Source organism: Mesorhizobium sp. DCY119 (assembly GCF_003590645.1).
Taxonomy (GTDB): domain Bacteria; phylum Pseudomonadota; class Alphaproteobacteria; order Rhizobiales; family Rhizobiaceae; genus Mesorhizobium_M.
Map to the genome: position 1 here is coordinate 906,145 of NZ_CP031834.1, position 24,455 is coordinate 930,599.

Annotated in this window: 19 protein-coding genes; 9 read left to right on the forward strand and 10 right to left on the reverse strand. The window is 62.8% G+C overall.

Translation table 11 applies throughout. The features are described from left to right. Positions 1–29 precede the first annotated feature (29 nt). The 3 genes from DZG07_RS04330 to DZG07_RS04340 all read left to right on the forward strand — a co-directional run bounded on the left by DZG07_RS04330 (position 30) and on the right by DZG07_RS04340 (position 6,148). Positions 30–1,145 carry a branched-chain amino acid ABC transporter substrate-binding protein gene (locus DZG07_RS04330; RefSeq protein WP_119814577.1) on the forward strand — a complete coding sequence of 372 codons (1,116 nt, stop codon included), beginning with the start codon at positions 30–32 and terminating at the stop codon, positions 1,143–1,145. Between the two features lie 159 nt (positions 1,146–1,304). Further along, entirely contained in the window at positions 1,305–4,763 is a 3,459-nt protein-coding gene (pyc, locus tag DZG07_RS04335; RefSeq protein ID WP_119814580.1) for a pyruvate carboxylase, read from the forward strand. 203 nt (positions 4,764–4,966) lie between these two features. Further along, on the forward strand, positions 4,967–6,148 hold the full coding sequence (locus DZG07_RS04340) for an MFS transporter (protein WP_119814583.1): 1,182 nt from the start codon (positions 4,967–4,969) through the stop codon (positions 6,146–6,148). Positions 6,149–6,222: 74 nt separating this feature from the next. Here DZG07_RS04340 and DZG07_RS04345 read toward each other — a convergent pair whose 3' ends face one another. The 6 genes from DZG07_RS04345 to DZG07_RS04370 all read right to left on the reverse strand — a co-directional run bounded on the left by DZG07_RS04345 (position 6,223) and on the right by DZG07_RS04370 (position 14,406). Further along, positions 6,223–6,381, reverse strand: a complete 159-nt coding sequence (locus DZG07_RS04345) for a DUF3309 family protein (RefSeq protein WP_091909152.1) — start codon at positions 6,379–6,381, stop codon at positions 6,223–6,225. 119 nt (positions 6,382–6,500) lie between these two features. Further along, positions 6,501–9,671: an efflux RND transporter permease subunit gene (locus tag DZG07_RS04350; protein WP_119814586.1), complete on the reverse strand. Its 3,171-nt coding sequence runs from the start codon at positions 9,669–9,671 to the stop codon at positions 6,501–6,503. Positions 9,672–9,686: 15 nt separating this feature from the next. After that, the gene (locus tag DZG07_RS04355; protein WP_091909157.1) at positions 9,687–10,820 is read right to left on the reverse strand and encodes an efflux RND transporter periplasmic adaptor subunit; all 1,134 of its coding nucleotides are present in this window, start codon (positions 10,818–10,820) and stop codon (positions 9,687–9,689) included. Positions 10,821–11,078: 258 nt separating this feature from the next. Next, positions 11,079–11,672, reverse strand: coding sequence for a hypothetical protein (locus tag DZG07_RS04360; protein WP_119814589.1), 594 nt, complete (start codon positions 11,670–11,672; stop codon positions 11,079–11,081). Next, entirely contained in the window at positions 11,669–13,942 is a 2,274-nt protein-coding gene (locus DZG07_RS04365) for a xanthine dehydrogenase family protein molybdopterin-binding subunit (protein ID WP_119814592.1), read from the reverse strand. The genes DZG07_RS04360 and DZG07_RS04365 overlap by 4 nt, the downstream gene beginning before the upstream one ends. Before the next feature lie 2 nt (positions 13,943–13,944). Further along, entirely contained in the window at positions 13,945–14,406 is a 462-nt protein-coding gene (locus tag DZG07_RS04370) for a (2Fe-2S)-binding protein (RefSeq protein ID WP_091909165.1), read from the reverse strand. Positions 14,407–14,521: 115 nt separating this feature from the next. Here DZG07_RS04370 and DZG07_RS04375 point away from each other — a divergent pair, with 115 nt between their 5' ends. After that, positions 14,522–15,118, forward strand: coding sequence for a TetR/AcrR family transcriptional regulator (locus tag DZG07_RS04375; protein WP_245429578.1), 597 nt, complete (start codon positions 14,522–14,524; stop codon positions 15,116–15,118). Here DZG07_RS04375 and DZG07_RS04380 read toward each other — a convergent pair. Next, a complete protein-coding gene (locus tag DZG07_RS04380; RefSeq protein ID WP_119814598.1) occupies positions 15,109–16,239 on the reverse strand; it encodes a patatin-like phospholipase family protein in 1,131 nt (376 codons plus the stop codon). The genes DZG07_RS04375 and DZG07_RS04380 overlap by 10 nt on opposite strands. A gap of 269 nt (positions 16,240–16,508) precedes the next feature. Continuing rightward, a complete protein-coding gene (locus DZG07_RS04385; protein WP_119821389.1) occupies positions 16,509–17,291 on the reverse strand; it encodes a 3-hydroxybutyrate dehydrogenase in 783 nt (260 codons plus the stop codon). A gap of 168 nt (positions 17,292–17,459) precedes the next feature. Here DZG07_RS04385 and DZG07_RS04390 point away from each other — a divergent pair, with 168 nt between their 5' ends. Beyond that, positions 17,460–18,392, forward strand: coding sequence for a helix-turn-helix domain-containing GNAT family N-acetyltransferase (locus DZG07_RS04390; protein ID WP_119814600.1), 933 nt, complete (start codon positions 17,460–17,462; stop codon positions 18,390–18,392). Between the two features lie 3 nt (positions 18,393–18,395). Here DZG07_RS04390 and DZG07_RS04395 read toward each other — a convergent pair whose 3' ends face one another. Then, a complete protein-coding gene (locus DZG07_RS04395; RefSeq protein ID WP_245429579.1) occupies positions 18,396–18,803 on the reverse strand; it encodes a VOC family protein in 408 nt (135 codons plus the stop codon). Further along, positions 18,800–19,273 carry a metalloregulator ArsR/SmtB family transcription factor gene (locus tag DZG07_RS04400; RefSeq protein ID WP_348626411.1) on the reverse strand — a complete coding sequence of 158 codons (474 nt, stop codon included), beginning with the start codon at positions 19,271–19,273 and terminating at the stop codon, positions 18,800–18,802. The genes DZG07_RS04395 and DZG07_RS04400 overlap by 4 nt, the downstream gene beginning before the upstream one ends. A 39-nt stretch (positions 19,274–19,312) precedes the next feature. Here DZG07_RS04400 and ispG point away from each other — a divergent pair, with 39 nt between their 5' ends. From ispG to ggt, 4 genes are all read left to right on the forward strand, one after another. Then, entirely contained in the window at positions 19,313–20,563 is a 1,251-nt protein-coding gene (gene ispG, locus DZG07_RS04405) for a flavodoxin-dependent (E)-4-hydroxy-3-methylbut-2-enyl-diphosphate synthase (RefSeq protein ID WP_091909171.1), read from the forward strand. A 3-nt stretch (positions 20,564–20,566) separates the two neighbouring features. Beyond that, on the forward strand, positions 20,567–21,418 hold the full coding sequence (locus DZG07_RS04410; protein WP_119814603.1) for a lytic transglycosylase domain-containing protein: 852 nt from the start codon (positions 20,567–20,569) through the stop codon (positions 21,416–21,418). A gap of 178 nt (positions 21,419–21,596) precedes the next feature. Then, positions 21,597–22,460: a hypothetical protein gene (locus tag DZG07_RS04415; RefSeq protein WP_119814606.1), complete on the forward strand. Its 864-nt coding sequence runs from the start codon at positions 21,597–21,599 to the stop codon at positions 22,458–22,460. 112 nt (positions 22,461–22,572) lie between these two features. Beyond that, the gene (gene ggt / locus DZG07_RS04420; RefSeq protein ID WP_119814609.1) at positions 22,573–24,318 is read left to right on the forward strand and encodes a gamma-glutamyltransferase; all 1,746 of its coding nucleotides are present in this window, start codon (positions 22,573–22,575) and stop codon (positions 24,316–24,318) included. Positions 24,319–24,455 lie beyond the last annotated feature (137 nt).

Here is a 24,455-nt window from a genome sequence, read left to right on the forward strand (position 1 = left end):
ACGCCCACTCAGTTAATGGGAGTGTTTCAATGAGAAAATCACTTTTGTCCGCAGTTGCACTGACCGCTCTGATGGCGTTCAGCGGCAGCGCATGGGCGGACGTCCTGCTTGGCGTTGCCGGCCCGATCACGGGTCCGAACGCTGCCTTCGGCGCACAGCTCCAGAAGGGTGCCGAACAGGCTGCAGCCGACATCAATGCCGCTGGCGGCATCAATGGCGAGCAGATCAAGGTCTCGATCGGCGACGACGTTTCCGATCCTAAGCAGGGCATCTCGGTTGCCAACAAGTTCGTCGCCGATGGCGTCAAATTCGTTGTCGGCCACTTCAACTCGGGCGTTTCGATCCCCGCGTCGGAAGTCTATGCCGAAAACGGCATCCTGGAGATCACCCCGGCTGCGACCAACCCGGTCTTCACCGAGCGTGGCCTGTGGAACACCTTCCGCACCTGCGGACGTGACGACCAGCAGGGTGCTGTTGCCGGTGCTTACATCGCCGCCAACTTCAAGGACGCCAAGGTTGCCGTCATCCATGACAAGACGCCTTACGGCCAGGGTCTTGCCGACGAAACCAAGAAGGCGCTCAACGCTGCCGGCGTCACCGAAGCCATGTATGAAGGCGTCAATGTCGGCGACAAGGATTTCGGCGCGCTCATCGCCAAGATGAAGGAAGCCGGCGTCACGCTCATCTATTGGGGCGGCCTGCACACCGAAGCCGGCCTGATCATCCGCCAGTCGGCTGACCAGGGCCTCAAGGCTCCGCTGTTCTCGGGCGACGGCATCGTGTCGAACGAACTTGCCTCGATCGCGGGTGACGCGGTTGCCGGCACCTACAACACCTTCGGCCCGGATCCGCGCAACAACCCGAACGCCAAGGAAATCGTCGAGAAGTTCCGCGCTGCCGGCTTCGAACCTGAAGCCTACACGCTGTACTCCTATGCCGCGACCCAGGTCGTAGCACTGGCTGCTGCGGCTGCCGGTTCGAACGATCCGGAGGCAGTTGCCAAGGCGATCAAGGAAAAGGGACCGTTCAAGACGGTTCTGGGCGAGCTCTCCTTCAACGAGAAGGGTGACCGCACCGACGCCGACTATGTCGTCTACCAGTGGAAGAAGGGCGACGACGGCAAGTACAACTACTTCCAGCTCTAAGGTTTTATACCTTGCGGAAATGCCCGGCGTTCGCGCCGGGCATTTTTTCTTGCTTCAAATTAAATCGATTGAAATTAGTTCTTCGATTTGGGTTGCACTGCAGCAATTTCCCGCTAATCATGCGCCGGCCAATTTCCCTCGGTGTATGGAGCCTTGCTAGTGCCCATTTCGAAGATCCTCGTCGCCAACCGTTCCGAGATTGCCATTCGCGTGTTTCGCGCGGCCAATGAACTCGGGCTGAAAACGGTCGCGATATGGGCCGAGGAAGACAAATACTCGCTGCACCGCTTCAAGGCCGACGAGAGCTATCAGGTCGGGCGCGGGCCGCATCTCGCCAAGGATATGGGGCCGATCGAGAGCTATCTGTCGATCGAGGAGGTGATCCGGGTCGCCAAGCAGTCCGGCGCGGATGCCATCCATCCCGGCTACGGCCTGCTTTCGGAAAGCCCCGAATTCGCCGACGCCTGCGCCGAGGCAGGCATAACCTTCATCGGGCCCAAGCCGGAGACGATGCGCCGGCTCGGCAACAAGGTGGCGGCGCGCAATCTGGCCATCGAGGTCGGCGTGCCGGTGGTGCCTGCGACGGAGCCGCTGCCTGACGACATGGAGACGGTCAAGAAGCTTGCCGCCGGGATCGGCTACCCGGTGATGCTCAAGGCTTCCTGGGGCGGCGGCGGGCGCGGCATGCGCGCCATCCGCTCGGAGGCCGATCTCGCCCGCGAAGTGACGGAAGGCAAGCGCGAGGCCAAGGCTGCCTTCGGCAAGGACGAGGTCTATCTCGAAAAGCTGATCGAACGCGCCCGCCATGTCGAGGTGCAGGTGCTGGGCGACACGCATGGCAATGCGGTGCATCTGTTCGAGCGCGACTGCTCGATCCAGCGCCGCAACCAGAAGGTCGTGGAGCGCGCGCCGGCACCCTATCTCGACGCCATCCAGCGCGGCGAGCTTTGCGACTACGCGCTGAAGATCGCGCGCGCCACGAATTACATCGGCGCAGGCACTGTCGAGTTCCTGATGGATGCCGACAGCGGCAAATTCTACTTCATCGAGGTCAATCCGCGCATCCAGGTCGAGCATACCGTCACCGAGCAGGTGACCGGTATCGACATCGTCAAGGCGCAGATCCACATCCTCGATGGTTTTGAGATCGGCAAGCCGGAATCGGGCGTGCCTTCGCAGTCGGAAATCCGGCTGAATGGCCATGCCATGCAGTGCCGCATCACCACGGAAGACCCCGAGCACAATTTCATTCCCGACTATGGCCGCATCACCGCCTATCGCGGCGCGACCGGCTTCGGCATTCGCCTCGATGGCGGCACGGCCTATTCGGGCGCGGTCATCACGCGTTTCTACGATCCGCTGCTTGAGAAGATCACCGCCTGGGCACCGACGCCGACCGAGGTTATCGCCCGCATGCACCGTGCGCTGCGCGAGTTCCGCATCCGCGGCGTGGCGACCAACCTGACCTTCCTCGAAGCGATCATCACGCATCCGAGTTTCCACGACAATTCCTACACCACCCGCTTCATCGACACGACGCCGGAACTGTTCGCGCAGGTGAAGCGGCAGGACCGCGCCACCAAGCTGCTCAACTATCTGGCCGACGTGTCGGTCAACGGTCACCCGGAAACGCGCGGCCGCCCGGCGCCGAAGGAAGATGCGGCGGCCCCGATTGTGCCCTATCTCAACGGCAAGGTTCCCGACGGCAGCAAGCAGCGCCTCGACGCGCTCGGGCCTGAAAAGTTCGCCGCCTGGATGCGGGACCAGAAGCAGGTTCTGGTCACCGACACGACCATGCGCGACGGCCACCAGTCGTTGCTGGCGACGCGCATGCGCACCCACGACATCGCCCGCATTGCCGGCACCTATGCCCGCGCATTGCCGCAGCTGCTTTCGCTGGAATGCTGGGGCGGTGCGACCTTCGACGTTTCCATGCGCTTCCTGACCGAAGATCCCTGGGAGCGCCTGTCGCTGGTGCGCGAGGCGGCACCGAACCTGCTGTTGCAGATGCTGCTGCGCGGCGCAAACGGCGTCGGCTACACCAACTATCCCGACAATGTCGTGCAGCATTTCGTCAAGCAGGCCGCCGATGGCGGCATCGACCTGTTCCGCGTCTTCGATTGCCTGAACTGGGTCGAGAACATGCGCGTCGCCATGGATGCCGTGCGCACTGAGGGCAAGCTCTGCGAGGCGGCGATCTGCTACACGGGCGACATCCTCGACCCGGCGCGGGCGAAGTACGATCTCAAATATTATGTTGGCCTCGCCGGCGAACTGGAAAAGGCCGGCGCGCATATCATTGCCGTCAAGGACATGGCCGGCCTGCTCAAGCCGGCAGCGGCGCGCGTGCTGTTCAAGGCGCTGCGCGAGGCGACCGACCTGCCGATCCATTTCCACACGCATGACACCTCCGGCCTGTCGGCGGCGACCGTGCTTGCTGCCGTGGAGAGCGGCGTCGACGCTATCGATGCGGCGATGGATTCGGTGTCCGGCAACACCTCGCAGCCTTGTCTCGGCTCGATCGTCGAGGCGCTGAAGGGCGATCCGCGCGATCCTGGCCTCGACCCGCAATGGATCCGCCGCATCTCCTTCTACTGGGAAGCCGTTCGCAACCAGTATGCCGCTTTCGAAAGCGACCTCAAGGGGCCGGCCTCGGAAGTCTACCTGCATGAGATGCCGGGCGGCCAGTTCACCAATCTCAAGGAGCAGGCGCGCTCGCTCGGCCTTGAGACGCGCTGGCACGAGGTTGCCCAAGCCTATCACGATGTCAACCTGATGTTCGGCGACATCGTCAAGGTGACGCCCTCGTCCAAGGTGGTTGGCGACATGGCGCTGATGATGGTCAGCCAGGACCTGACGGTGGCCGATGTCGAGAACCCCGACAAGGACATTGCCTTCCCGGATTCGGTCGTCTCGATGCTGCGCGGCGATCTCGGACAGTCGCCCGGCGGCTGGCCGAAGGCGTTGCAGAAGAAGGCGCTGAAGGGCGAGAAGCCGATCACGGTGCGCCCCGGCTCGCTGCTCAAGCCCGCCGATCTCAAGGCCGACCGCAAGGAGATCGAGGAGAAGCTTGGCCGCGAACTCAGCGAATTCGAATTCTCGTCCTGGCTGATGTATCCGAAAGTCTTCACCGATTTCGTCGGCGCGCAGGACACCTACGGTCCGGTCAGCGTGCTGCCGACGCCGGTCTATTTCTACGGCATGGCCTCTGAGGACGAGATTTTCGTCGACATCGAAAAGGGCAAGACTCTGGTCATCCGCTGTCTCGCCATCGGCGATGTCGATGAAAAGGGCATGGTCACGGTCTTCTTCGAGCTCAACGGCCAGCCGCGCCGCGTGAAGGTGCCGGATCGTGCGCATGGCGCCTCGGCCGCCAAGGCCCGCCGCAAGGCAGAGCCGGGCAACGAGGCCCATGTCGGCGCGCCGATGCCGGGCGTGGTCTCGACGCTGGCCGTGGCTGCAGGGCAGGCGGTAAAGGCCGGCGACGTGCTTTTGTCGATCGAGGCGATGAAGATGGAAACCGCGCTCCACGCCGAGCGCGACGGCACCATTACTGAGGTGCTGGTAAAGGCCGGCGACCAGATCGACGCGAAAGATCTGCTCATAGCCTTCGGCTGAGAGACCGTTCGCTAATTCTACCCTGCCGGTAAATGCGCCGGCAGGCAGAAGTTTCAAACGACTTCCAACTCTTGCCGCATTGGCACGAAATAAGCGGACCGGACAACGCGGCTGGCCCAACGTTTGGCTATGCCTTATGCGTTGACAAGAAATTAAACCGATTTAATTGTCGCTAAATCGCAAATCCGGACGCAGAATCGCTTATGAACGCAACGAACACGATCGCTGCCGCGAAGAAAGGCCGCTGGGCAGTTGCCGCTGCTTTCTTCGCCAATGGCTTCATCACCGGAAGCTGGGCGCCGCAGATTCCCGTTTTCCTGACGCGGCTCGAGATCAGCGAATTCACGCTCGGCCTGCTGATCCTGGTGTTCGGCGTCGGCGCCATCGCCTTCATGTCGTGGTGCGGTCATCTTATTGCGCGTCATGGCTCGCGCAGCGTCATGCGCTGGTTTGGCGCTGCCGCCACATTTGGCCTGCTGATCGTAGCACTCGCGCCGAATGTGCCGCTGGCCGCGCTCTCGATGTTCCTGTTCGGCGGCGTCATCGGCGGTCTGGACGTGGCGATGAATTCCAATGCGGTGGCCGTCGAAAAGAAGCTCTCGCGGGCAATCATGTCGTCCTCGCATGGCTTCTGGAGCCTTGGCGGTTTCGTCGGCGGCGGCATCGGCGGCATCGCAATCCAGACCTATGGCTATCTCGCCCATGCGGCGGGTGTAACCGTGGTAGCGCTTGTCCTCCTTGGATTTGCGCTGCGCTACCTCGTCGTCGAGGACAGGCATGTCGCGGCTGAGCATCGCAAGTTCACATTGCCGAGAAATCCGGTGATCTACCTGGTTGGCGTGATGGCGCTGTTCTCGATGGTCCCGGAAGGCGCCGTGCTCGATTGGGCAGCACTCTATCTCAAGCAGGAACTCGGCGCGGATATCGCAACAGCCGGCTTCGCCTTTGGCTGCTTCGCTGGCACCATGGCGCTGGTGCGCTTCATGGGCGATGCGGTGCGCAACCGCTATGGCGCGGTGACCACGCTCAGGGTTTCCAGCCTGATCGCCGCTGCCGGCATGCTGGTGGCAGGCTTTGCGCCGACGCCATGGATTGCCATCGCTGCCTTCGCCTTCTGCGGCCTCGGCATTGCCAATATGGTGCCGATCGCCTTCTCGGCTGCGGGCAACCAGCCCGGCATGTCGGCGGGCGCCGGCATGAGTGTCGTCACCACCATGGGTTATTCCGGCATTCTGGTAGCGCCGTCGGCCATCGGCTTCATCGGCGGGCACACCGGCTTTGCGCCGGTGTTCGTGGCGGTTTCGGCGCTGCTTGTTGTGGTGTTCCTGCTTGCCGGATTGGCGCGCTCGGCAGATTTCGTACCTGCGGCGCAGCCTGCCGAATAGTTTCGGGTTTCAAGCCCATACAAAAAAGCGCGCCGCGTGATGCGGCGCGCTTTTTTGTTGCAGGCGGCTGCCTGTCAAATTCGTCCCATCAGAAGCAATACGAGCAGCACGACGAGGATAATGCCGACGATACCGGATGGGCCATAACCCCAGGCGCGCGAATGCGGCCACGCGGGAACCGCGCCAATCAGGATCAGAATGAGAATGATGATCAGAAGTGTTGTCAGCGTCATGGCAATTCCCTCGTCTGGAGTGTTGCAATGAACTGACAATGCGCAATCGCGCCACATTGTTCCGCCGGCTACGAAACAGCGGCCGTCCCGGGCACCCGGGACGGCGCTTTCGCTTCGCTTTATTCGGCGGCCTTGGGGTAGGTGACCGGCTCGGCGGTGGTCACCACGGGAGCCGTCTCGGTGGCCGCATCGTCCGTCTTGCCGCGCCGGAACAGCCGGCTGAACCAGCTGCGCTGCGCGCCGGGCTGGCGTTTTGCGCGGGTGAACACCATCAGCATGGCCGGCGTCACCACCAGCGTCAGCACGGTGGCAAAGGACAGGCCGAAGACGATGGCGCTGGACAGCGAGATCCACCACTGGGTCGACGGCGCGTTGATCGTCGTCTCATGGTGGAAGATTTCCAGCCCGAGGCCGAAGGCGATCGGCAGAACGCCCAGGATGGCCGAAACGGCTGTCAGCACCACTGGCCGCGCACGTTCGCGGCAGGTCTGCAGGACGGCTTCGGTCTTGTCCCAGCCTTCCTCACGCAGCCGGTCGTAGGTGTCGATCAGCACGATGTTGTTGTTCACCACCACGCCGGCCAGCGCGATGACGCCGATGCCGGACATGACGATGCCGAAGGCCTGGCCGGTCAAGAGCAGGCCCAGGAACACGCCGATCGTCGCCATGACCACGCAGGACAGCACCAGCCAGACGCTGGTGAACTTGTTGAACTGCGCCAGAAGCACGAGGAAGATCAGGAAGATCGCGGCACCGAAGGCCTTGCTGAGGAAGGCGCTGGCCTCCTCGCTGTCCTCGTTGGAGCCGGCGAGTTTCCAGCGCACGCCTTCCAGCTTCATGTCGGTGACCGCCTGGGAAACCTGCGCCTGCACCGCGGCGACCTGCTGGCCGGCAGCGACGTTTGCCTGCACGACCACCGTGCGGGCGCCGTCGATGCGGTGGAGGATGCCGGTCGTCGGTTCCGGCGTGCGGACGACGAAGTTGGAGATCGGCACCGAGCCCTGGCTTGTCTGGACCCGCAGCTCGTCGAGCGCCGACAAAGTGCGTCGGTCTTCCGGCAGGCGCAGCCTTATGTCGACCGCGTCGTCAGCACCGGCAGGGCGGTATTCGCTGAGCTTCAGGCCGTTCGTGACCAACTGGACGACCGTTCCGACCGAAGTCGGGCTGATGCCGTATTGCGCGGCCTTGGCCCGATCGACCGTCAGCGCCCAATCGACGCCGGGCGGCGGCAGGCCGTCCGAAATGTCGATGACGCCGGGTACCTGGGCAATGCGGGCGGCGACGTCGCGCGCCTTCTGGTCGAGGCCTGCCGGATCGGCAGCGGAAAGCCTGATCTGCACCGGCTTGCCTGTGGGCGGGCCGGCGTCGGGCACACGAACTTCCACGTCTACGCCCGGAATGCCGGCCATCACGCCACGCAGATCGTCGAGGATGCTGTTGGCCGACTTGCGCTCGCGCCAGTCGACGAACTCGTACTGGATCACGCCGACGACATCTTCCGGTATGTCCTGGCCGCCGCCCTGCGTCTTGCCGACGCGGGTGTAGACCGACTTGATGCCGGGCCAGCCGAGCAGCCTGTTCTCGGCTGCCTTGGTGGCGGCATCCATTTCGGCAAGCGAAAGGTTGCCGCGGGCATGGACGTAGAGAAGGCCATAGTCGGGCTCGACATTGGGGAAGAACTCGACGCCTGCACCGTATTTGCCATAGGCCATGAACACGCCCACCAGCAGCGCGACTGTCAGCAGGCAGACGGTGATCGGATAGCGCACGGCCTGCTTGACGATGGCCATATAGCGGCCGTCGCGATGCTCCTCCTCATGGGCAGGCGCCTTGGCGAAGATGGCGCCAAGGGTCGGCGCAAACACCAGCGCGTAGAGCATGGACGCTGCAAGCGTGACGATCAGCGTGATCGGCAGGTACTTCATGAAGTCGCCAATGATGCCGGGCCAGAACAGCAGCGGCGAGAAGGCGGCGATGCGCGTCATGGTGGCGGCGATGACCGGGCCGGCCATGCGCTGCGCGGCAAGCGCGAACGCCTCTTCCTTCGGCATGCCTTCGCTCATGCGGCGCTCGGCGAACTCAGTGACGATGATGGCATCGTCGACCAGCATGCCGACGGCCAGGATCAGGCTGAACAGCACGATCATGTTGATCGTGTAGCCCATCATGGCGAGCAGCAGGATGCCCATCAGGAACGATGACGGGATCGCCAGGCCGATGAGCAGCGAAGCCCGGCCGGACAGCGCATAGAGGATGACGATGAACACCAGGATCACGGCGATCATGACGTGGTTCTGCAGGTCACCCAGCAACTGGTTGACGAAGACCGACTTGTCCTGCGTGTAGGTTACGTTCATGCCTTCCGGCATGGTCTTGATATACTCGTCGGCCACTTCCTTCACATGACCGATCGTATCGATAAGATTGGAGCCGATACGCTTCTTGACTTCAATGGCAATGGCCGGCTTGCCGTTGAGCCGGGTGATCGTCTCGGCATCGGCGAAGGTCGAGCGCACCGTGGCGATGTCCTTGGCCTGGACCACCGCGTTCGGGCCGGCGACGATCGGGAGTGAGGCCACATCCTCGGGCGTTTCGATCAGGGACGGCACCTTGACTGCGTATTTGCCTTCCGACCCTTCGATGTTGCCGGCTGCGACCAGGCTGTTGGACGCGGCAACGCCCTGGATCAGCTGGTCGAGCTGCAGGCCGTAGGACGACAGCTTCATCGGGTCGATGAGCACCTCGACAAGGTCGTCGCGGGAGCCCTGCAGCGAGCCTTCGAGCACGCCGGGAATCTCTTCGATGCGGTCGCGCAGCTCGCGCGCGGATGCAGTGAGCACGCGCTCCGGCACGTCGCCCGACAGCGTCACGACAAGGACGGGAAACTCCGAGATATTGACTTCGTTGACGGTCGGTTCCTCGGCCGCCTGCGGCAGGTCGGCCTTGGCGTCCTGCACCTTGGAGCGCGTGTCCTGCAACGCGGTCGCCAGGTCGGTCTGCGGCTGGAACTCGACCAGCACGTAACCGCCGCCCTGGAAGGCGGCAGAGCGCATTTCCTTCAGGCCCTTGAGGCTTTTGAGCTTGCTTTCCATCGGCCGGAGCAGAAGGCGCTCCGAATCCTCCGGCGAAATGCCCTGGTAGATCAGGCTGATATACATCATCGGAATCGGAACGTCCGGTTCCGCTTCCTTGGGCGTGGACTCATAGGCGATGGCGCCCGCCAGCACGAGGAAGAACAGCACCGATATTGTTAGGCGCGCGTTGTTTATTGCGAGCTTGACGATATTCATGCTCTCTGGTCCCGCTTATTGCGTGCTGCCGGTAGCTTCGCCCATCAGCTTGCGCAAGGTTTCCTGGTCGGCGTCGACGGGCTTGACCACGTCGCCTTCCTTCACCAGTTCCTGACCGGCAACGATTATGCGTGCGTCGCTTGGAATGCCGCCGAGCACCAGCCCTTTCGGCGAATCATCGACGAGGTCGATCGGGAAGAAGGTGACCTTGCTGTCCTTGTCGACGGAGCGAATGCCGAGATCGCCCTTGTCGCCCAGCGTCACCACCGAGCGCGGCAGCATCACTGCGTCGGTCGGCTGCGCGCTCAGCGCGATTTCGGCGGTCATGCCGGCCGGAATGGCGCCGTCGGCATTGGGGATGGCGATCTCGATGCGGAAGGTGCGGGTCGCCGAAGAGGCATCGCGGCTGATGTAGCGCACCTTGCCCTTGACGGTCTGGTCGTTGACCATGCGCACATCGGCCTCGTCGCCGATCTTGATGTAGCGCAGGTCGCGTTCGCTGATTTCGCCGCGCGCGATCACCGGGTCGAGGGCGAGGATGGTCGCGACCTCACCGCCCTGCATGACCGCGCTGCCGAGTTCCACCGGAACGCGGTCGATGACGCCGTTGAACGGGGCCTTCACTTCGTTGCGATCGAGTTCGGCCTGGGCGGTGTCGAGCAGAGACTGCGCCGAGGAGAGATTGGAGCGCGCGGTGTCGAGCTGGAGCTTTGCCAGGTTGCCGGTCTTGGCCAGCCGCTCGGCGGCGTCCAGTTCCGCCCGGCGCTGAACCAGCAGTTGCTTGGCGTTGGCTACTGCCGACAGCTTTTCCTCTGCCGCCAGCATCAGCACGAGATCGCCGGTCTTGACGCGATCGCCCTGCTTGACCGGCAGTTTGTCGATGACGCCGCCGACGCGGGTCGCCAGAACGGCACGCTTGTCGGCCTCGGTCAGGCCGGAGATGCGGATAACGCGCGCATAGGTGCGCTGCGGCGGCGTGATGACGGCGACGGTGCGGGGCGGAGCCTTTGGCGCTACAGTCTCGGCCTTCTTCTTTTCGGCTTCGGTGGCAGCGCTGCCGACGGAGGAGAACTCGCCCGTGCCCATCCAGGCGGCAAAGCCGATGAGCACAATGATAGCGGCAAGCTTGTGGAACCTAATCTTGGCCATGACCGTTTCCAATGTAAGGGCCCCGGCGAGGCCACTCTCGTGCTTGAAGCGCGCCGCCGGATATGGGTGCGCCTATCGCCGGGTTCAATCGGTTCGTTCGCGAAAAGTTGAACGGTGTGCGCCTTTTATCGCAAGTTTGTGACGCAAAATAGTCAGAAAAATTCATGAGTCGCCCAATCCTGACAATGGGTTGTCAGGAGCTCTCGTTAACCGGCGAAGATGACGTCAGCCTTGCAAATACATGCAGGGATTTGACGATTACGGGCAGGGCGCGCCGGCAGCCGTCCATTTCTCGATTGCCTGATAGGTTTCCTCGGCCGAGCCGGGTGCTGGTTCGCGCCCAGGCCCGGGGGCCCAGCCCCAGCCAACGAGCTTGTCGCTGCGCACATGCTCGGCGACTTCGGCGAGCGACCTGCCGCCATTACGCGCCGGGTCCTTGATCTGGGCGCAGATTTCGCCGGACGACTTGCCGAACCAGACCATTTCGGCCGGCGCCAGATGCCAGTTCTCGGCACCGGGCGGGCCGTGCAGCACGCTGGAGTTGGTTTCGAAATGGCAGGTCATGCAGCGCAACCCCGGATTGCCCAGGCCCGAGCCGTCAATGCCGCGCTGGACGTTGAAAGCGTGGAAGCGGGTCTTGCCGTAATGCGCGCCCGACCAGCGCGGATGGTCATCCTCGACATGGCAGTTGGCGCAGCGCGGATGCGAAAATACCGCGTAGATCTTTTCCCACTCCGGCGGTCCTGCCGCTGCATCGACGGCGGGTGACGTCTGCGCTTCCTGCGCCAGCACCCATGTCGCCATGGCAAAGACCATGATGGCTGAGGTCGCGATGACAATGAATGCCCTCATGCGAAACTCACTTCCTTCGACAGCGGAAGGCTGCGTATGCGCTTGCCTGTCAGCGCGAAGACGGCGTTGGCGAGTGCGGGGATCGCCGGCGGCGTGGCGACTTCACCGACGCCGCCCATCTTCCTGGCGTTTTCCAGAATGGCGACTTCGAAGGTCGGGCACTGGAAGATGCGCATGGCGTCGAAATCGTGGAAGTTCGACTGCTCGACCATGCCATCGGCGAAGGTGATCTCCTGTCCCATCGCCGCCGACAGGCCATAGATTGCGCCGGAAACCAGCTGAGCCTCGATGATGCCGGGGTCGATCGCCGTGCCGACATCGGCGGCGATCCAGACCTTTTCGATGCGGATGCCGGCCGGCGTGTCGGCGACCTGCACAACCTCGCCGACCCAGCTGCCGAAGCTCAGCGTGAAGGCAAAACCCTTGGCCTTGCCGGCCGGCAGCGTCTCGCCCCATTTCGCCATCTCGGCGACTTTCTCGACGACCTTCAGCGCGGTCGGGTGTGCCGTCATCAACTTCCGGCGCAGCTCGACGGGGTCGGTTTTGCCGGCGGTCGCGATCTCGTCCATGAAGGCTTCGTGAAAGAAGCCGTTGTAGGAATTGCCGACCGAACGCCAGAAGCCGACGGGCACCGAAACCTGCGCGGGGATCGCAGCGACGCGGTAGTTCGGCACGACATAGGGCTGATCGAAAGAGCCTTCGGCAATGGTCTTGTCCGGCCCGACCGGCGACAGCGAGGGAAACGTGCGCCGCAGCACGCTGGCGATGATGGAAGGGGAGGCGATCTTCATGTCGATCGCCACCGGCAGGCCGTCGTCACCGAGCCGCGCCTGGAATTTTCCGGCTGCTGCGGGGCGGTAGACGTCGTGGCGGGTGTCTTCCTCGCGTGTCCAGATGATCTTCACCGGACGCCCCCCTGCCTCCTTTGCCAGAAGGGTGGCATAGATGGAAAAATCCATCTCGCCGCGCCGGCCGAAGCCGCCACCGAGGAATGTCGTGTGGACATTGACCTTGTCCTGCTCGACGCCCGCAGCACCGGCGCAAAGCTGGCGGGTTATGGTCGGCATCTGGTTGGGCGACCAGATGTCGAGCACGCCGTCCTTCAGCCGTGCCGTGGCGTTCATCGGCTCCATGCAGGCATGGGCCAGATAAGGCACGGCATAATCGGCTTCGACGATCTTTTCGCGTGGCGCGTCGGCGAAGGCGGTGTCGACATTGCCGTCGTCGCGCAGCGCCGAGCCTTGCGTGGCAAGCGCGTCGGTCAACGCCTTGGAGATCGCTGCGCTATCTATTGGATATTCGGCGCCGGCCCATTCGACCTCGATGGCTTCAGCCGCCTTGAACGCCGCCCAGGTGTTTTCGGCGATCACGCCGAAGCCGTGGCCGTAGGTCGTTTCGAGCGGCACGATCCTGATCACGCCGGGCATCTTCTCGGCCTTGGAGAGGTCGGACTTAACCGGCTTCGACCAGAAGCGCGGGCTCATCTTCACTGTACCGTGCAGCATGTCGGGCAAGGTCACATCGACGCCGAAGATCGGCGCGCCGGTGACCTTGGCCAGCATGTCCGTGCGCATCTGCGGCTTGCCGAGCAGCTTCCACGCGGTCTTTTCCCTGAGCTTCAGCGTTGCGGGCGGTTCGATCTGCGCGGCTGCAACTGCAACTTCGCCATAGGTCAGGCTCTTGCCCGACGCCTTGTGGGTGATGGTGGCGTCGGCCGTTTCCAGTTCGGAAGCCGGTACGCCAAGGTTCTTTGCCGCCGCTTCGATCAGCATATGGCGGGTTGCTGCGCCGGCCTGGCGCATCTTGTCGAAACCGTCGCGGGTCGATGACGAACCGCCGGTGCCCTGGAAACCGAGGACCTTGCCGAGAGCGCCCATCGCACCGCGCGCCGTTTCGGCGACGAGGCCGTCATTGTAGAAGGCGAAGGGGCCGCCGTCGGCCAGCATTTCGGAATTGTAGTAAGCGTAGGCCGCCGGCCCGTGCTCGACCTTGATCCTGTCGAGGCCGACATCGAGTTCCTCGGCGACCAAAGCGGCAAGCGAGGTCGAAACGCCCTGGCCCATCTCGGCGCGCGGCGCGATGACGGTGATGGTATTGTCGGAGGCGACCTTCACATAGGGATTGAACGTCGCCTCGCCCTCGGCAAGCTCGCCTTCGAGCGGGTTGGGGTAGGGCTTGCGATAATAGTAATAGCCGATGGCGACGCCGCCGGCGATTGCGGCTGCACCAATCAGGAATGTGCGGCGGGCGATCTTGCCAACGCTGGCCATGGTCAGATCCCCGCCGTCTTGAGTGCTGCCGCTTTCTTGATTGCGGCGCGGATGCGCGGATAGGTGCCGCAGCGGCAGAGATTGCCGCCCATGGCGTTGTCGATGTCCTCGTCGCTCGGGCTCTCGATCTCGTCGAGCAGCGCCACCGCGCTCATGATCTGGCCGGCCTGGCAGTAGCCGCATTGGGCGACCTGCTCTTCCAGCCATGCCTGCTGCACCGGATGCAGCTTGCCGTCGGTGGAGATGCCTTCGATGGTGGTGATTTCGCCCTGCACCTCTCTGAGCGGCAGGATGCAGGAGCGCACCGGCGTGCCATCCATATGCACGGTGCAGGCACCGCAGGCGGCGATGCCGCAGCCGAATTTCGGCCCGGTCTTGCCGGCGAGGTCGCGCAGCGCCCAGAGCAGGGGCATCTCCGGATCGGCTTCGATGTCGATTGGCTTTCCGTCGACGATGAGGCGCATGGGGATACCCTTTGTTGTCGTCCACAGCCTGCCGTGAAGCTTGCGCCTCCGACGTTTCTACATCTTGACAAAATTCGTCATTATGTCAATAGACGTTTGCAAGGACAGATTTGCCGTGACCGCAACCGCAGAAACAGCCACCGACCCGAAACGCGCCCGCATCCTCGACGGGGCGTTGAAGATGTTTCTCGCCTACGGTTTCTCGCGCACGACCATGGACGACATCGCTCGGGCAGCCGAGGTTTCACGCCCGGCGCTCTATCTCCTGTTCAGGAACAAGACCGACATTTATCGCGCGCTGGCGTCGATCCTGCTTGAAGGCTCATGCGCGAAGGCGAAGGTTGCGCTTGCCACCGGCAAGCCGCTCGGTGAGCGCATGTGGCTTGCGATCGACACGGCGATCATCTCGGTCATGGCTGAGATTTCGGAATCGCCGCATGGCGCGGAAATCCTCGACATGAAGGGCAGTCTTGCCGGCGATGTCGTCGAGGCGTGGCGTTCGACGCTGGTCGGTCATTTCGCCGCTGCAATCGAGAGCGAAGCCAAGACTACCGGTGCCGATCTGGCGGTTCGCGGCCTGTCGCCGATGATGCTCGCCGACATGCTGTTCGATGGTCTCGAAGGCATGAAGATGAGGATCACCGGCGCAGAGGAGCAGCGCAAGGCGGTGCGGGGATTGGTCCGGGTTATCGAACTTTCAATTCAGGCGTGAGAGCGAGCACCGGCAGGCTTCTTGCGGGTCGCCAGGAATTCGCGGACGCGCTTGCCGGGATCGCGCTGGCGCAGCGGGCCGAAGCGGCCTTCGAATTCGTCCGTCAGGTCCAGCGTGCCACGCTTGCCGATAGCATCGAAATTCTCTTCCAGCCAGTCGCCGGCGGCATTGCGGCCGAGATCGCGCAGATATTCGAGGAAGGCCCATTCGGCATTGATCTTGGATGATGCCGAAAGGTTCTTGAAGGCTTCGTCGGCGTCGATGCGATGCATGCGGATGTCGCGATACTCGCCATGCGGCAGCCGGCCCGAGGCGATCATCTCCTTGATGAAGGCGATGGCGCGGAATTCGCGCAGCAGGGCGGCGTTGAAGGTGATCTCATCGATGCGGTTCTGGATCTCATTGGCGGTCTTTGGCGTTTCCTCGCGCACCACCGGGTTTATCTGCACGAGCAGAACGTCTTCGGTCGCGGCCTGATCGAAGAACGGAAAGATCGCCGGGTTGCCGCCGTAGCCGCCATCCCAATAGGGCTTTCCCTCGATCTCCACCGCCTGGAAAATCTGCGGCAGGCAGGCCGAGGCCATGACCACGTCGAGGGTGATCTCGTTGTGATCGAAGACGCGCAGCTGGCCGGTCTCGACATTGGTCGCCGAGATGAACAGCTTGATCGCCTTGCGGGAGCGGACATTGTCGAAGTCGATCTCGGCCTCGACCACGTCGCGCAGCGGATTGACGTTGAGCGGATTGGCGAGATAGGGCGACAGCGAGCGGGACATCATGTCGTACCAGATGTAGCCCGGCGTGTTCTCGATCGACCAGTTGCCCCACAACACGTCCCAGGGTGCGCGCCGCACCGGGCTGAAACGGCCTTTGAGCGCGATCGCGCGCCACAGATCGTGAAGCTTCTGGCGCGCACCGTCGGCGCCGTCGCGCACCCAGCCGTCGGCCAGGGCTACGGCATTCATGGCGCCGGCGCTGGTGCCGGACACCGCCGCGATATCAAGCCGGCCGTCTTCCAGCAGGCGGTCGAGCACGCCCCAGGAAAAGGCGCCGTGCGATCCGCCGCCCTGAAGGGCGACATTGATCGGTTTGTTATCCTCCGCCTTGCCGTTGGTGGTCATGGCGTTGTCCTTTCAATCGCTTTCTGGTGAGCGTAATCGCATTCGAAATACCCCCACCCCTAACCCCTCCCCACAAGGGGGAGGGAAATCTTGCTTCGTGGCCGCCCAGCCCCGATCTTCACCGTTCTTGCTGGCTAAAACAGTGAAATCGTCCCCCTCCCCCTTGTGGGGAGGGGTTAGGGGTGGGGGTATAATGCCGCCCAGGCTCTATCAGAGCATTCATATGCAATTGCCTTGCCGTAAACGGCGAGAAAGAAAAACTCAGCGCCTCACTCCGCCGTCCAGCCGCCGTCGACGGAGATATGCGTGCCGTTGATCTGGGCGGCGGCGTCCGAGCAGAGGAAGGCAGCGGTTGCGCCGATCTGCTCGACGGTGACGAATTCCTTGGTCGGCTGCTTGTCGAGCATGACGTCGCGGATCACCGTTTCGCGGTCCATGTTATGCGCCTTCATCTGGTCGGGAATCTGGGCTTCGACCAACGGCGTCAGCACATAGCCGGGGCAGATGGCGTTGCAGGTGATACCGTCGGTGGCGACTTCCAGCGCAACGGTCTTGGTCAGGCCCATGATGCCGTGCTTGGCCGAGACATAGGCAGACTTGAACGGCGAGGCGACGAGGCCGTGTGCCGAGGCGATGTTGACGATGCGGCCATAGCGGGCCTTCTTCATCAGCGGAAGGGCTGCCGCGATCGTGTGGAAGGCCGACGACAGGTTGATGGCGATGATCGCATCCCATTTGTCGATCGGGAATTCCTCGACCGGCGCGACATGCTGGATGCCGGCATTGTTGACCAGGATATCGACCGAACCGAATTTTTCGGCGGCCTTGGCAACCAGCGCGCGGCATTCGGCCGGCTTCGACATGTCGGCCTGCACATAGATCGTCTTGACCGAATGATCCCTGGCGATCTTGTCCGCGATGGCGTGATCGTCAGCCGTGTCGGAAAAGGAATTGACGACGATGTTGCAGCCCTGCGCGGCGAGCGCATGGGCGATCGCCAGGCCGATGCCGGAGGTAGAACCGGTGACGATTGCTGTTCTTGTGGCGGCCATGGCAAAATGTCCTTTGTCCAAAATGGTGCGGCGCACTCTATATATTGCATTGCAGCAAAATTGCGAATGTGGTGCGACAGGACGGCACGGAAGGATAGGCCACAAAATGAAAATTACTTGACTAAGTCAAGTAATTTGGCGAGGATGGGCGCTTTCCATGGTGCTCCAATGCTCAAAATTCTCGCTCCTGCCGAAGACCAGATCGAAGCCGTGCGGATATTCAATCGCTTCTACACGCGCCAGATCGGCTTGCTGCAGGAGGGATTGCTCAGGAGCAATTTCTCGCTGACCGAGGCGCGGGTTCTTTATGAGCTGGCGAACCGCGAGGGCCTGACGGCGAGCGACCTGACGCGCGAGCTGGGGCTCGATGCCGGCTACCTCAGCCGGCTTCTGAAGAAGTTCGAGACCCGCCGTCTGCTGACGCGCGCACCGTCCACGCTCGATGGCCGCCAGACGGTTCTGTCATTGACCGTTGCCGGCCGCGCAGCCTTTGCGCCGCTGAACCGCGCATCCGCAGAAGAGGTCGCCACGCTGCTGGGGCGTCTTTCCGTCGAGGATCGGGAAAAGGTGGTGAAGGCGATGCAGGCCGTGCAGCGCCTGCTTGGCGGCGCGGAGCCGAAGGAACCCTACATTCTGCGGCCGTTGCAGGTCGGCGACATCGGCTGGATCACGCACCGGCAGGGTGTGCTTTACGCGCAGGAATATGGTTTCGACGGGAGCTACGAGGCGCTGGTGGCGGAAATCCTCAGCACCTTCGTCCGGGATTTCGACCCGCAATGGGAGCGGGCCTGGATCGCCGAACGGGATGGCGAGGTGGTCGGCTCGGTCTTCATCGTGCGCAAATCCGAAACCGTCGCCAAGCTCAGGCTGCTCTATGTCGATCCATCGGCGCGCGGCCTCGGCATCGGGCGCCGGCTGGTCGAGGAGTGTATCTCCTTTGCCCGTTCCAAGGGCTACAAGACGATGACGCTATGGACCAACGACATACTGCTGGCTGCCCGGCACATCTATCAGACGGCGGGGTTCAAGCTGGTTGAGGAAGATCGCCACCACTCCTTCGGCCAGGATCTGGTCGGGCAGACGTGGGAGCTGGAGCTTTGAGGCTCAGTTCGCCTCGTCGATCTGGAAAAGCTGGATGTAATTGCCGCAAGTGTCGTTGAGCGCGACGGTGGTCGGCCCGCTTGCCGGTTTCGTCGGCGAGCCGCGAAACTCGACGCCAAGCAATGTCAGCCGCGCATATTCGGCGTGGATGTCGTCGACGCCGAAGGCCGTGATCGGGATGCCGGCGGCGAACAGGGCCTTCTGGAACGTCACCGCTTCGGCAACGCCATGCACCGGTTCGAGCAACAGTTCGGTGCCGTCCGGTTCGTCAGCGGCCGTCACCGTCAGCCAGCTTGCGCCATTGCCGAAGGGAATGTCGCGCTTGAGCGCAAAGCCAAGCTTTTCCGTATAGAAAACCTTCGCCTTCTGCTGGTCATCGACCAGCACGCTGGTGAGTTTTACCCGGATCATGGCGGTTCTCCCTGCTTTTGTTCATCCTCGGCGCGCAAGATGGCCTCGAGCGTGTCGAGCCGGTCCAGCCAGTAATTCTCGTAGAAGCGCAGCCATTCGTCGGCGGCTTTCAGCGGCGCGGGCTCGATACGGCAGATATGCGAGCGGCCCTCGACGCGGCGCCGGACGAGGCCTGCCGCTTCCAGTACGCGGATATGCTTCGAGGCTGCGGCAAACGACATGTCGAAGGGGGCTGCCAGCTCGCCGATATTCTGCTCGCGGGCCGTCAGGCTGCGCAGCATCGCCCGCCGCGTCGGGTCCGACAGCGCACGGAAAATACCGTCCAGGGCGGGGGTGTCATCTAAAACCATATGGTTCAATATCAGCCTGATAAAAAACTGTAAACCCTTTGGTTCAATAACGCCGCTCGATATAGACTGACGGGTGAGCGAAACGTCGCGGCCATTGACATCGGGCGCGGCGTCCTCCACGTCAGGCGCGACTACCTTTTCGCAAAGAGGCTGCCGGTAATGACCGGATATTTTTCCTCCCCATTTCCCCGCCGCCACTCGGTCGGCGTCGACGTCGGTGGCGTGATCGTCGGCGGCAGTGCGCCGGTCGTCGTTCAGTCGATGACCAATACGGACACCGCCGATATCGACCAGACCGTGGCGCAGGTTGCGGCACTCCATCGTGCCGGTTCCGAGATCGTGCGCATCACGGTCGACCGCGACGAATCGGCTGCCGCAGTGCCCGCGATCCGCGAGCGGCTGGAGCGGCTGGGCATCAATGTGCCGCTGGTCGGCGACTTCCATTATATCGGCCACAAGCTGCTGGCCGATCATCCGGCCTGCGCCGAGGCGCTGGCGAAATACCGCATCAATCCGGGCAATGTCGGCTTCAAGGACAAGAAGGACAAGCAGTTCGCGGCGATCGTCGAAATGGCGATCAGATACGACAAGCCGGTTCGCATCGGCGTCAACTGGGGTTCGCTCGACCAGGAGCTTCTGACGAAGCTGATGGACGAGAACCAGAACAGCGGCTCGCCGCTGACGGCGCAGGAAGTGACGCGCGAGGCGATCGTGCAGTCGGCGCTGATCTCGGCCGACCTTGCCGAAGAGATCGGCCTGCCGCGCGACAAGATCATCCTGTCGGCCAAGGTCAGCCAGGTGCAGGACCTGATCGCCGTCTATACGATGCTGGCGCAGCGCTCCGACCATGCGCTGCATCTCGGCCTCACCGAGGCCGGCATGGGCTCCAAGGGCATCGTCGCCTCGTCGGCGGCCATGGGCATCCTGTTGCAGCAGGGCATCGGCGACACGATCCGCATTTCGCTGACGCCGGAGCCGAATGGCGACCGTACCCGCGAGGTGCAGGTGTCGCAGGAACTTCTGCAGACCATGGGTTTCCGCCAGTTCGTGCCGATCGTGGCGGCATGCCCAGGCTGTGGCCGCACGACCTCGACGGTGTTCCAGGAACTGGCCCAGAACATCCAGGCCGATCTGCGCAAGAACATGCCGGTGTGGCGCGACAAATATCCGGGCGTCGAAGAGCTCAAGGTCGCGGTCATGGGCTGCATCGTCAACGGACCCGGCGAATCGAAGCATGCCGATATCGGCATTTCACTGCCCGGTACCGGCGAGATGCCGGCAGCTCCCGTCTTCATCGACGGCAAGAAGGCGGTGACGCTGCGCGGGCCCTCTATTGCCGAGGATTTCGAAAGGCTGGTCGCCGACTATATCGAGCAGCGGTTCGGCCGCGGCAAGCAGGCAGCAGAGTAGCGCATGCGCAGCCTCGCAAAAGCAGCCCTGCTCTTTTGCGCGATCGCCTGGAGCGACACAGCCCTTGCCGACCCGCCCGGACGGACAAAACCGGTGACGGTCGGCCGCATCTGCAACCTCATCGACACCCATGCCGGCCGCTTCGGCGTGCCGCGCGATTTCTTTGCCCGCCTGATCTGGAAGGAAAGCCGCTTCGACGCCAATGCGGTCAGCCCGGCAGGCGCGGAAGGCATTGCCCAGTTCATGCCCGGCACGGCCAGGATACGCGGGCTGGCCGACCCGTTCGACATCGAGCAGGCGATCGAGGCATCGGCCAAATATCTCGGCGAGCTCAAAACCGGCTTCGGCAACCTCGGCCTGGCGGCTGCCGCCTACAATGCCGGCGAGACGCGGGTGTCGCGCTGGCTCTCTTCAGGCGGCTTCCTGCCCATGGAAACGGAAAACTACGTACTCGACATCATGGGCGAGCCGGCCGACAATTTCACCAACGCTTCCTATGCCGGCACCATTCACCCGCTCGACAAGAAGCAGGAGTTTTCCGAAGCCTGCCGCAGGCTGCCCATCGTCAAGGCAGCGACGATCCCCATGGCCCGCATCAACGTCAAGCCGTGGGGCATTCAGGTGGCGGGCAATTTCCGCCAGTCGGCCGCCATCCGCCAATGGCAGCGCGAGAGGGCGAAATTCCCAGCGCTGCTGCGTGGCTATGATCCGGTGGTCAGCCGCATACGCTCGCCCATCGGCCGGCGCGGCATCTATGCGGTCAGGATAGGGGCCGACAACCGTGCCACGGCCGACATCATCTGCCAGAAGTTGCGTGGCGCCGGCGGCGCCTGCGTGGTGATGCGAAACAGGTAGATCCGGAAGTATTCACCGACATAACCGAGGCAGCGAAGCCGATTTCCTGTCCGATTTTCAATTGCGGCGTCACTCGCCGCAACAACGTCTTGTGGTTGCATGTTCTATGTGATCGACTTGCAGAAATGGGAACGGATTGGATGGAGAGGGCGCGGCGCTTTCGCACCTGGCGAGGCAGATGAGCAAGACGGCGGAAGAGATACTGGCTCATCCCCGTTTTGCCGAGGCGCGGCGCGCGCATATCGATGCCCTGGTAGGGTTGTTTGCCGACAACCGCTTCGTCACCCGGCTCATGATCGATTCCGGCACGATCATGCTGAGGGCGCTCCTCGTCGGCTTCCATGTCGCCCACGACGAGGATGACCGGACGACCTGGGCAACGCTCGGGCAGCTTCAAAATGTTCTTGTGGAGCGCGGTCTGGCAAGTGCGCGCCGTGTCGAGGATCTCGTCGCCCGCTTTCGTCAGGTAGGCTACGTCGTTTCCGTCGAATCTCCGTCGGATATCAGGGTGCGCATCCTCAAGCCGACCGAGCAGTTGCTGGCGCATGATCGTGATCATCTCGCCGTCTACCATCGCTTCCTGTACGATCTTTATCCCGATCGCGGACACGATTGGACCTTGCGGCAGGATCCCCGGGTGCATTTTGCAATACGCAAAGCAATGTTTCTGGCGCTCGACAAGGCCACGGTTTTCACGCGCCACCAACCGATAATGACGTTTCTCTCCCGCAACGCCGGCTATTGCGCGTTCCTGCTCGTGGCGCAGGCAGCACTTTCGCGCTACCCCCGCGAGCAGAGTTTCGGCTCGATCGCCGATCGTCTCGGCGTCTCGCGAACGCATGTCCGCAATATATTTGTCGATGCGGAGGCCGCGGGGTTTGTCAGTTGCGAAGGCAAGCCGGGTAGTCCCGTCGAGATATTGCCACCGCTCTGGCAGGCTTATGACAGTTTCCTTGCCGATATGCAGGCAGGTCAGGACGCCATCGCGCAGGCCGCCTTCGCCACTCTGCGAGCGGATTGCGGCGCCGATCACCCAGCCTGACAGGGCATCATTCAACGTGTCCCTGAGCGGATGCTGCCCGGGTCATTCGTGCTGGACACGGCCGGCGCGACGGGCTTGTCTGTCGGAGATCAGAATCCAAGGAGGCAGCCACATGGAAAAATCCTTTCGCAGATCGATCATCCTTGCCATTACCAGCGCGGTCGGCTTCATCCCATTATCGTCCGCCTTCGCCGTATCGCCCGAGCCGCTGGAAGCGGAGCACGGCATGGTGGTGACCGCGCAGCATCTGGCGTCGGAGGTCGGTGTCGACGTGCTGAAGAAGGGCGGCAACGCCGTGGATGCGGCGGTTGCGGTCGGCTACGCGCTGGCAGTGGTCTACCCGACCGCCGGCAATATCGGCGGCGGCGGCTTCATGACCATCCGCCTGAAGGACGGCAAGACGACCTTCCTGGATTTCCGCGAGCGCGCGCCGCTTGCCTCGACCAAGACGATGTATCTCGACGACAAGGGCGAATTCATAAAGGGCCTGAGCACCAGCGGCTATCTGGCCGTTGGCGTGCCGGGCTCGGTCATGGGGTTTGAGACGGCCCGGACCAAATATGGAGAACTCTCGCGTGAGGATCTTATGGCGCCGGCGATACGTCTGGCCAAGGAAGGTTTTGCGCTGGAGGAGGGTGACGCGACCTCGCTGGAGGGTGGCGCCAAGAAGCTGGCCAAGGATCCCGCGGCGGCAGCGATTTTCCTCAAGCCGGATGGCAAGCCCTACGCTGCCGGCGAGACGCTTGTTCAGCCTGAACTTGCCGCATCGCTTTCCAGCATTTCGGAAAAGGGGCCGGACGCTTTCTACAAGGGCCCGATTGCCGACGCGATCGTCAATGCCAGCATGTCGATGAAGGGCATTCTGGCGAAGGAGGATTTCGAGCAGTACTCGGTGCGCGAACTGGAGCCGATCAAGTGCAATTATCGCGGCTATGAGATCGTCTCCTCGCCGCCGCCGAGTTCGGGTGGGGTGATCATCTGCGAAATCCTCAACGTGCTGGAAGGCTATCCGCTTTCCTATCTCGGCTACGGTTCGGCCGACACCACACATGTCATGATCGAGGCGATGCGGCATGCCTATGTCGATCGCAATACGGCGCTTGGCGATCCTGATTTCGTGAAAAATCCGGTCGAGAAGCTGCTCGACAAGAATCATGCCAGGGAAATCCGCACCAAGATCAGCCCGTTCAAAGCGGGCGTTTCGCAGGATCTGAAGCCGGAGGGTTTTGGCGAGAGCAACGAGACGACGCATTATTCCATCGTCGATGACGAGGGCAACGCGGTCGCCGTCACCTACACGCTCAACGGCTCTTTCGGCGCCGGCGTCGTGGCGCCGGGAACCGGTATCCTGCTCAACAACGAAATGGACGATTTCACCGCCAAGCCGGGCGTGCCCAATCTCTACGGGCTGGTTCAGGGCGAAGCTAATGCGATCGAGCCGAAGAAGACGCCGCTGTCCTCGATGAGCCCGACCATCGTCTCCAAGGATGGCAAGCCGTTCATGGTCATCGGCAGCCCCGGCGGGGCGCGCATCATCACGATCACGCTGGAAGCGATCGTCAACGTCATCGATCACGGCATGAACATCCAGGAAGCGATCGACGCGCCGCGCATCCACCACCAATGGCTGCCCGATAAGGTCTATATGGAGCCCTATGCGCTGTCGCCTGACACGCGGCGTCTGCTCACCGGCATGGGACATGATGTCGATATCGACCCGGACTGGACGATCTGGGGGCAGGCCGCGGGCATAATCATCGGCGGCAAGAGCGTGGCCGAAATCGAGAAGGGCGGCGGCGCGCGCTATTACGGTGCGATGGACAGCCGCGCCGCTGCGGGAGCGCCGCGTGGCTATTAAAGGGCCCTGACAGCTTATTGCCTTTTTCGAGCGTTAACGCTGTTCCTTCGAGGAAGAGGGATGTTCGCTGGTTTGAATTGAGTGAGCGAACGGGTTCGGTTTAGGCTGCCATGCTTGTGGGGCTGCCTGCGCTTTTG

What these genes read in the sequence shown, in the direction of transcription:
- DZG07_RS04330 (WP_119814577.1), top strand. Translation starts at nt 30, where the DNA reads ATGAGAAAATCACTTTTGTCCGCAGTTGCACTGACCGCTCTGATGGCG.
- DZG07_RS04340 (WP_119814583.1), top strand. Translation starts at nt 4,967, where the DNA reads ATGAACGCAACGAACACGATCGCTGCCGCGAAGAAAGGCCGCTGGGCA.
- DZG07_RS04345 (WP_091909152.1), bottom strand. Translation starts at nt 6,381, where the DNA reads ATGACGCTGACAACACTTCTGATCATCATTCTCATTCTGATCCTGATT.
- DZG07_RS04350 (WP_119814586.1), bottom strand. Translation starts at nt 9,671, where the DNA reads ATGAATATCGTCAAGCTCGCAATAAACAACGCGCGCCTAACAATATCG.
- DZG07_RS04355 (WP_091909157.1), bottom strand. Translation starts at nt 10,820, where the DNA reads ATGGCCAAGATTAGGTTCCACAAGCTTGCCGCTATCATTGTGCTCATC.
- DZG07_RS04360 (WP_119814589.1), bottom strand. Translation starts at nt 11,672, where the DNA reads ATGAGGGCATTCATTGTCATCGCGACCTCAGCCATCATGGTCTTTGCC.
- DZG07_RS04365 (WP_119814592.1), bottom strand. Translation starts at nt 13,942, where the DNA reads ATGGCCAGCGTTGGCAAGATCGCCCGCCGCACATTCCTGATTGGTGCA.
- DZG07_RS04370 (WP_091909165.1), bottom strand. Translation starts at nt 14,406, where the DNA reads ATGCGCCTCATCGTCGACGGAAAGCCAATCGACATCGAAGCCGATCCG.
- DZG07_RS04380 (WP_119814598.1), bottom strand. Translation starts at nt 16,239, where the DNA reads ATGACCACCAACGGCAAGGCGGAGGATAACAAACCGATCAATGTCGCC.
- DZG07_RS04385 (WP_119821389.1), bottom strand. Translation starts at nt 17,291, where the DNA reads ATGGCCGCCACAAGAACAGCAATCGTCACCGGTTCTACCTCCGGCATC.
- DZG07_RS04390 (WP_119814600.1), top strand. Translation starts at nt 17,460, where the DNA reads ATGCTCAAAATTCTCGCTCCTGCCGAAGACCAGATCGAAGCCGTGCGG.
- DZG07_RS04395 (WP_245429579.1), bottom strand. Translation starts at nt 18,803, where the DNA reads ATGATCCGGGTAAAACTCACCAGCGTGCTGGTCGATGACCAGCAGAAG.
- ispG (WP_091909171.1), top strand. Translation starts at nt 19,313, where the DNA reads ATGACCGGATATTTTTCCTCCCCATTTCCCCGCCGCCACTCGGTCGGC.
- DZG07_RS04410 (WP_119814603.1), top strand. Translation starts at nt 20,567, where the DNA reads ATGCGCAGCCTCGCAAAAGCAGCCCTGCTCTTTTGCGCGATCGCCTGG.
- DZG07_RS04415 (WP_119814606.1), top strand. Translation starts at nt 21,597, where the DNA reads ATGAGCAAGACGGCGGAAGAGATACTGGCTCATCCCCGTTTTGCCGAG.
- ggt (WP_119814609.1), top strand. Translation starts at nt 22,573, where the DNA reads ATGGAAAAATCCTTTCGCAGATCGATCATCCTTGCCATTACCAGCGCG.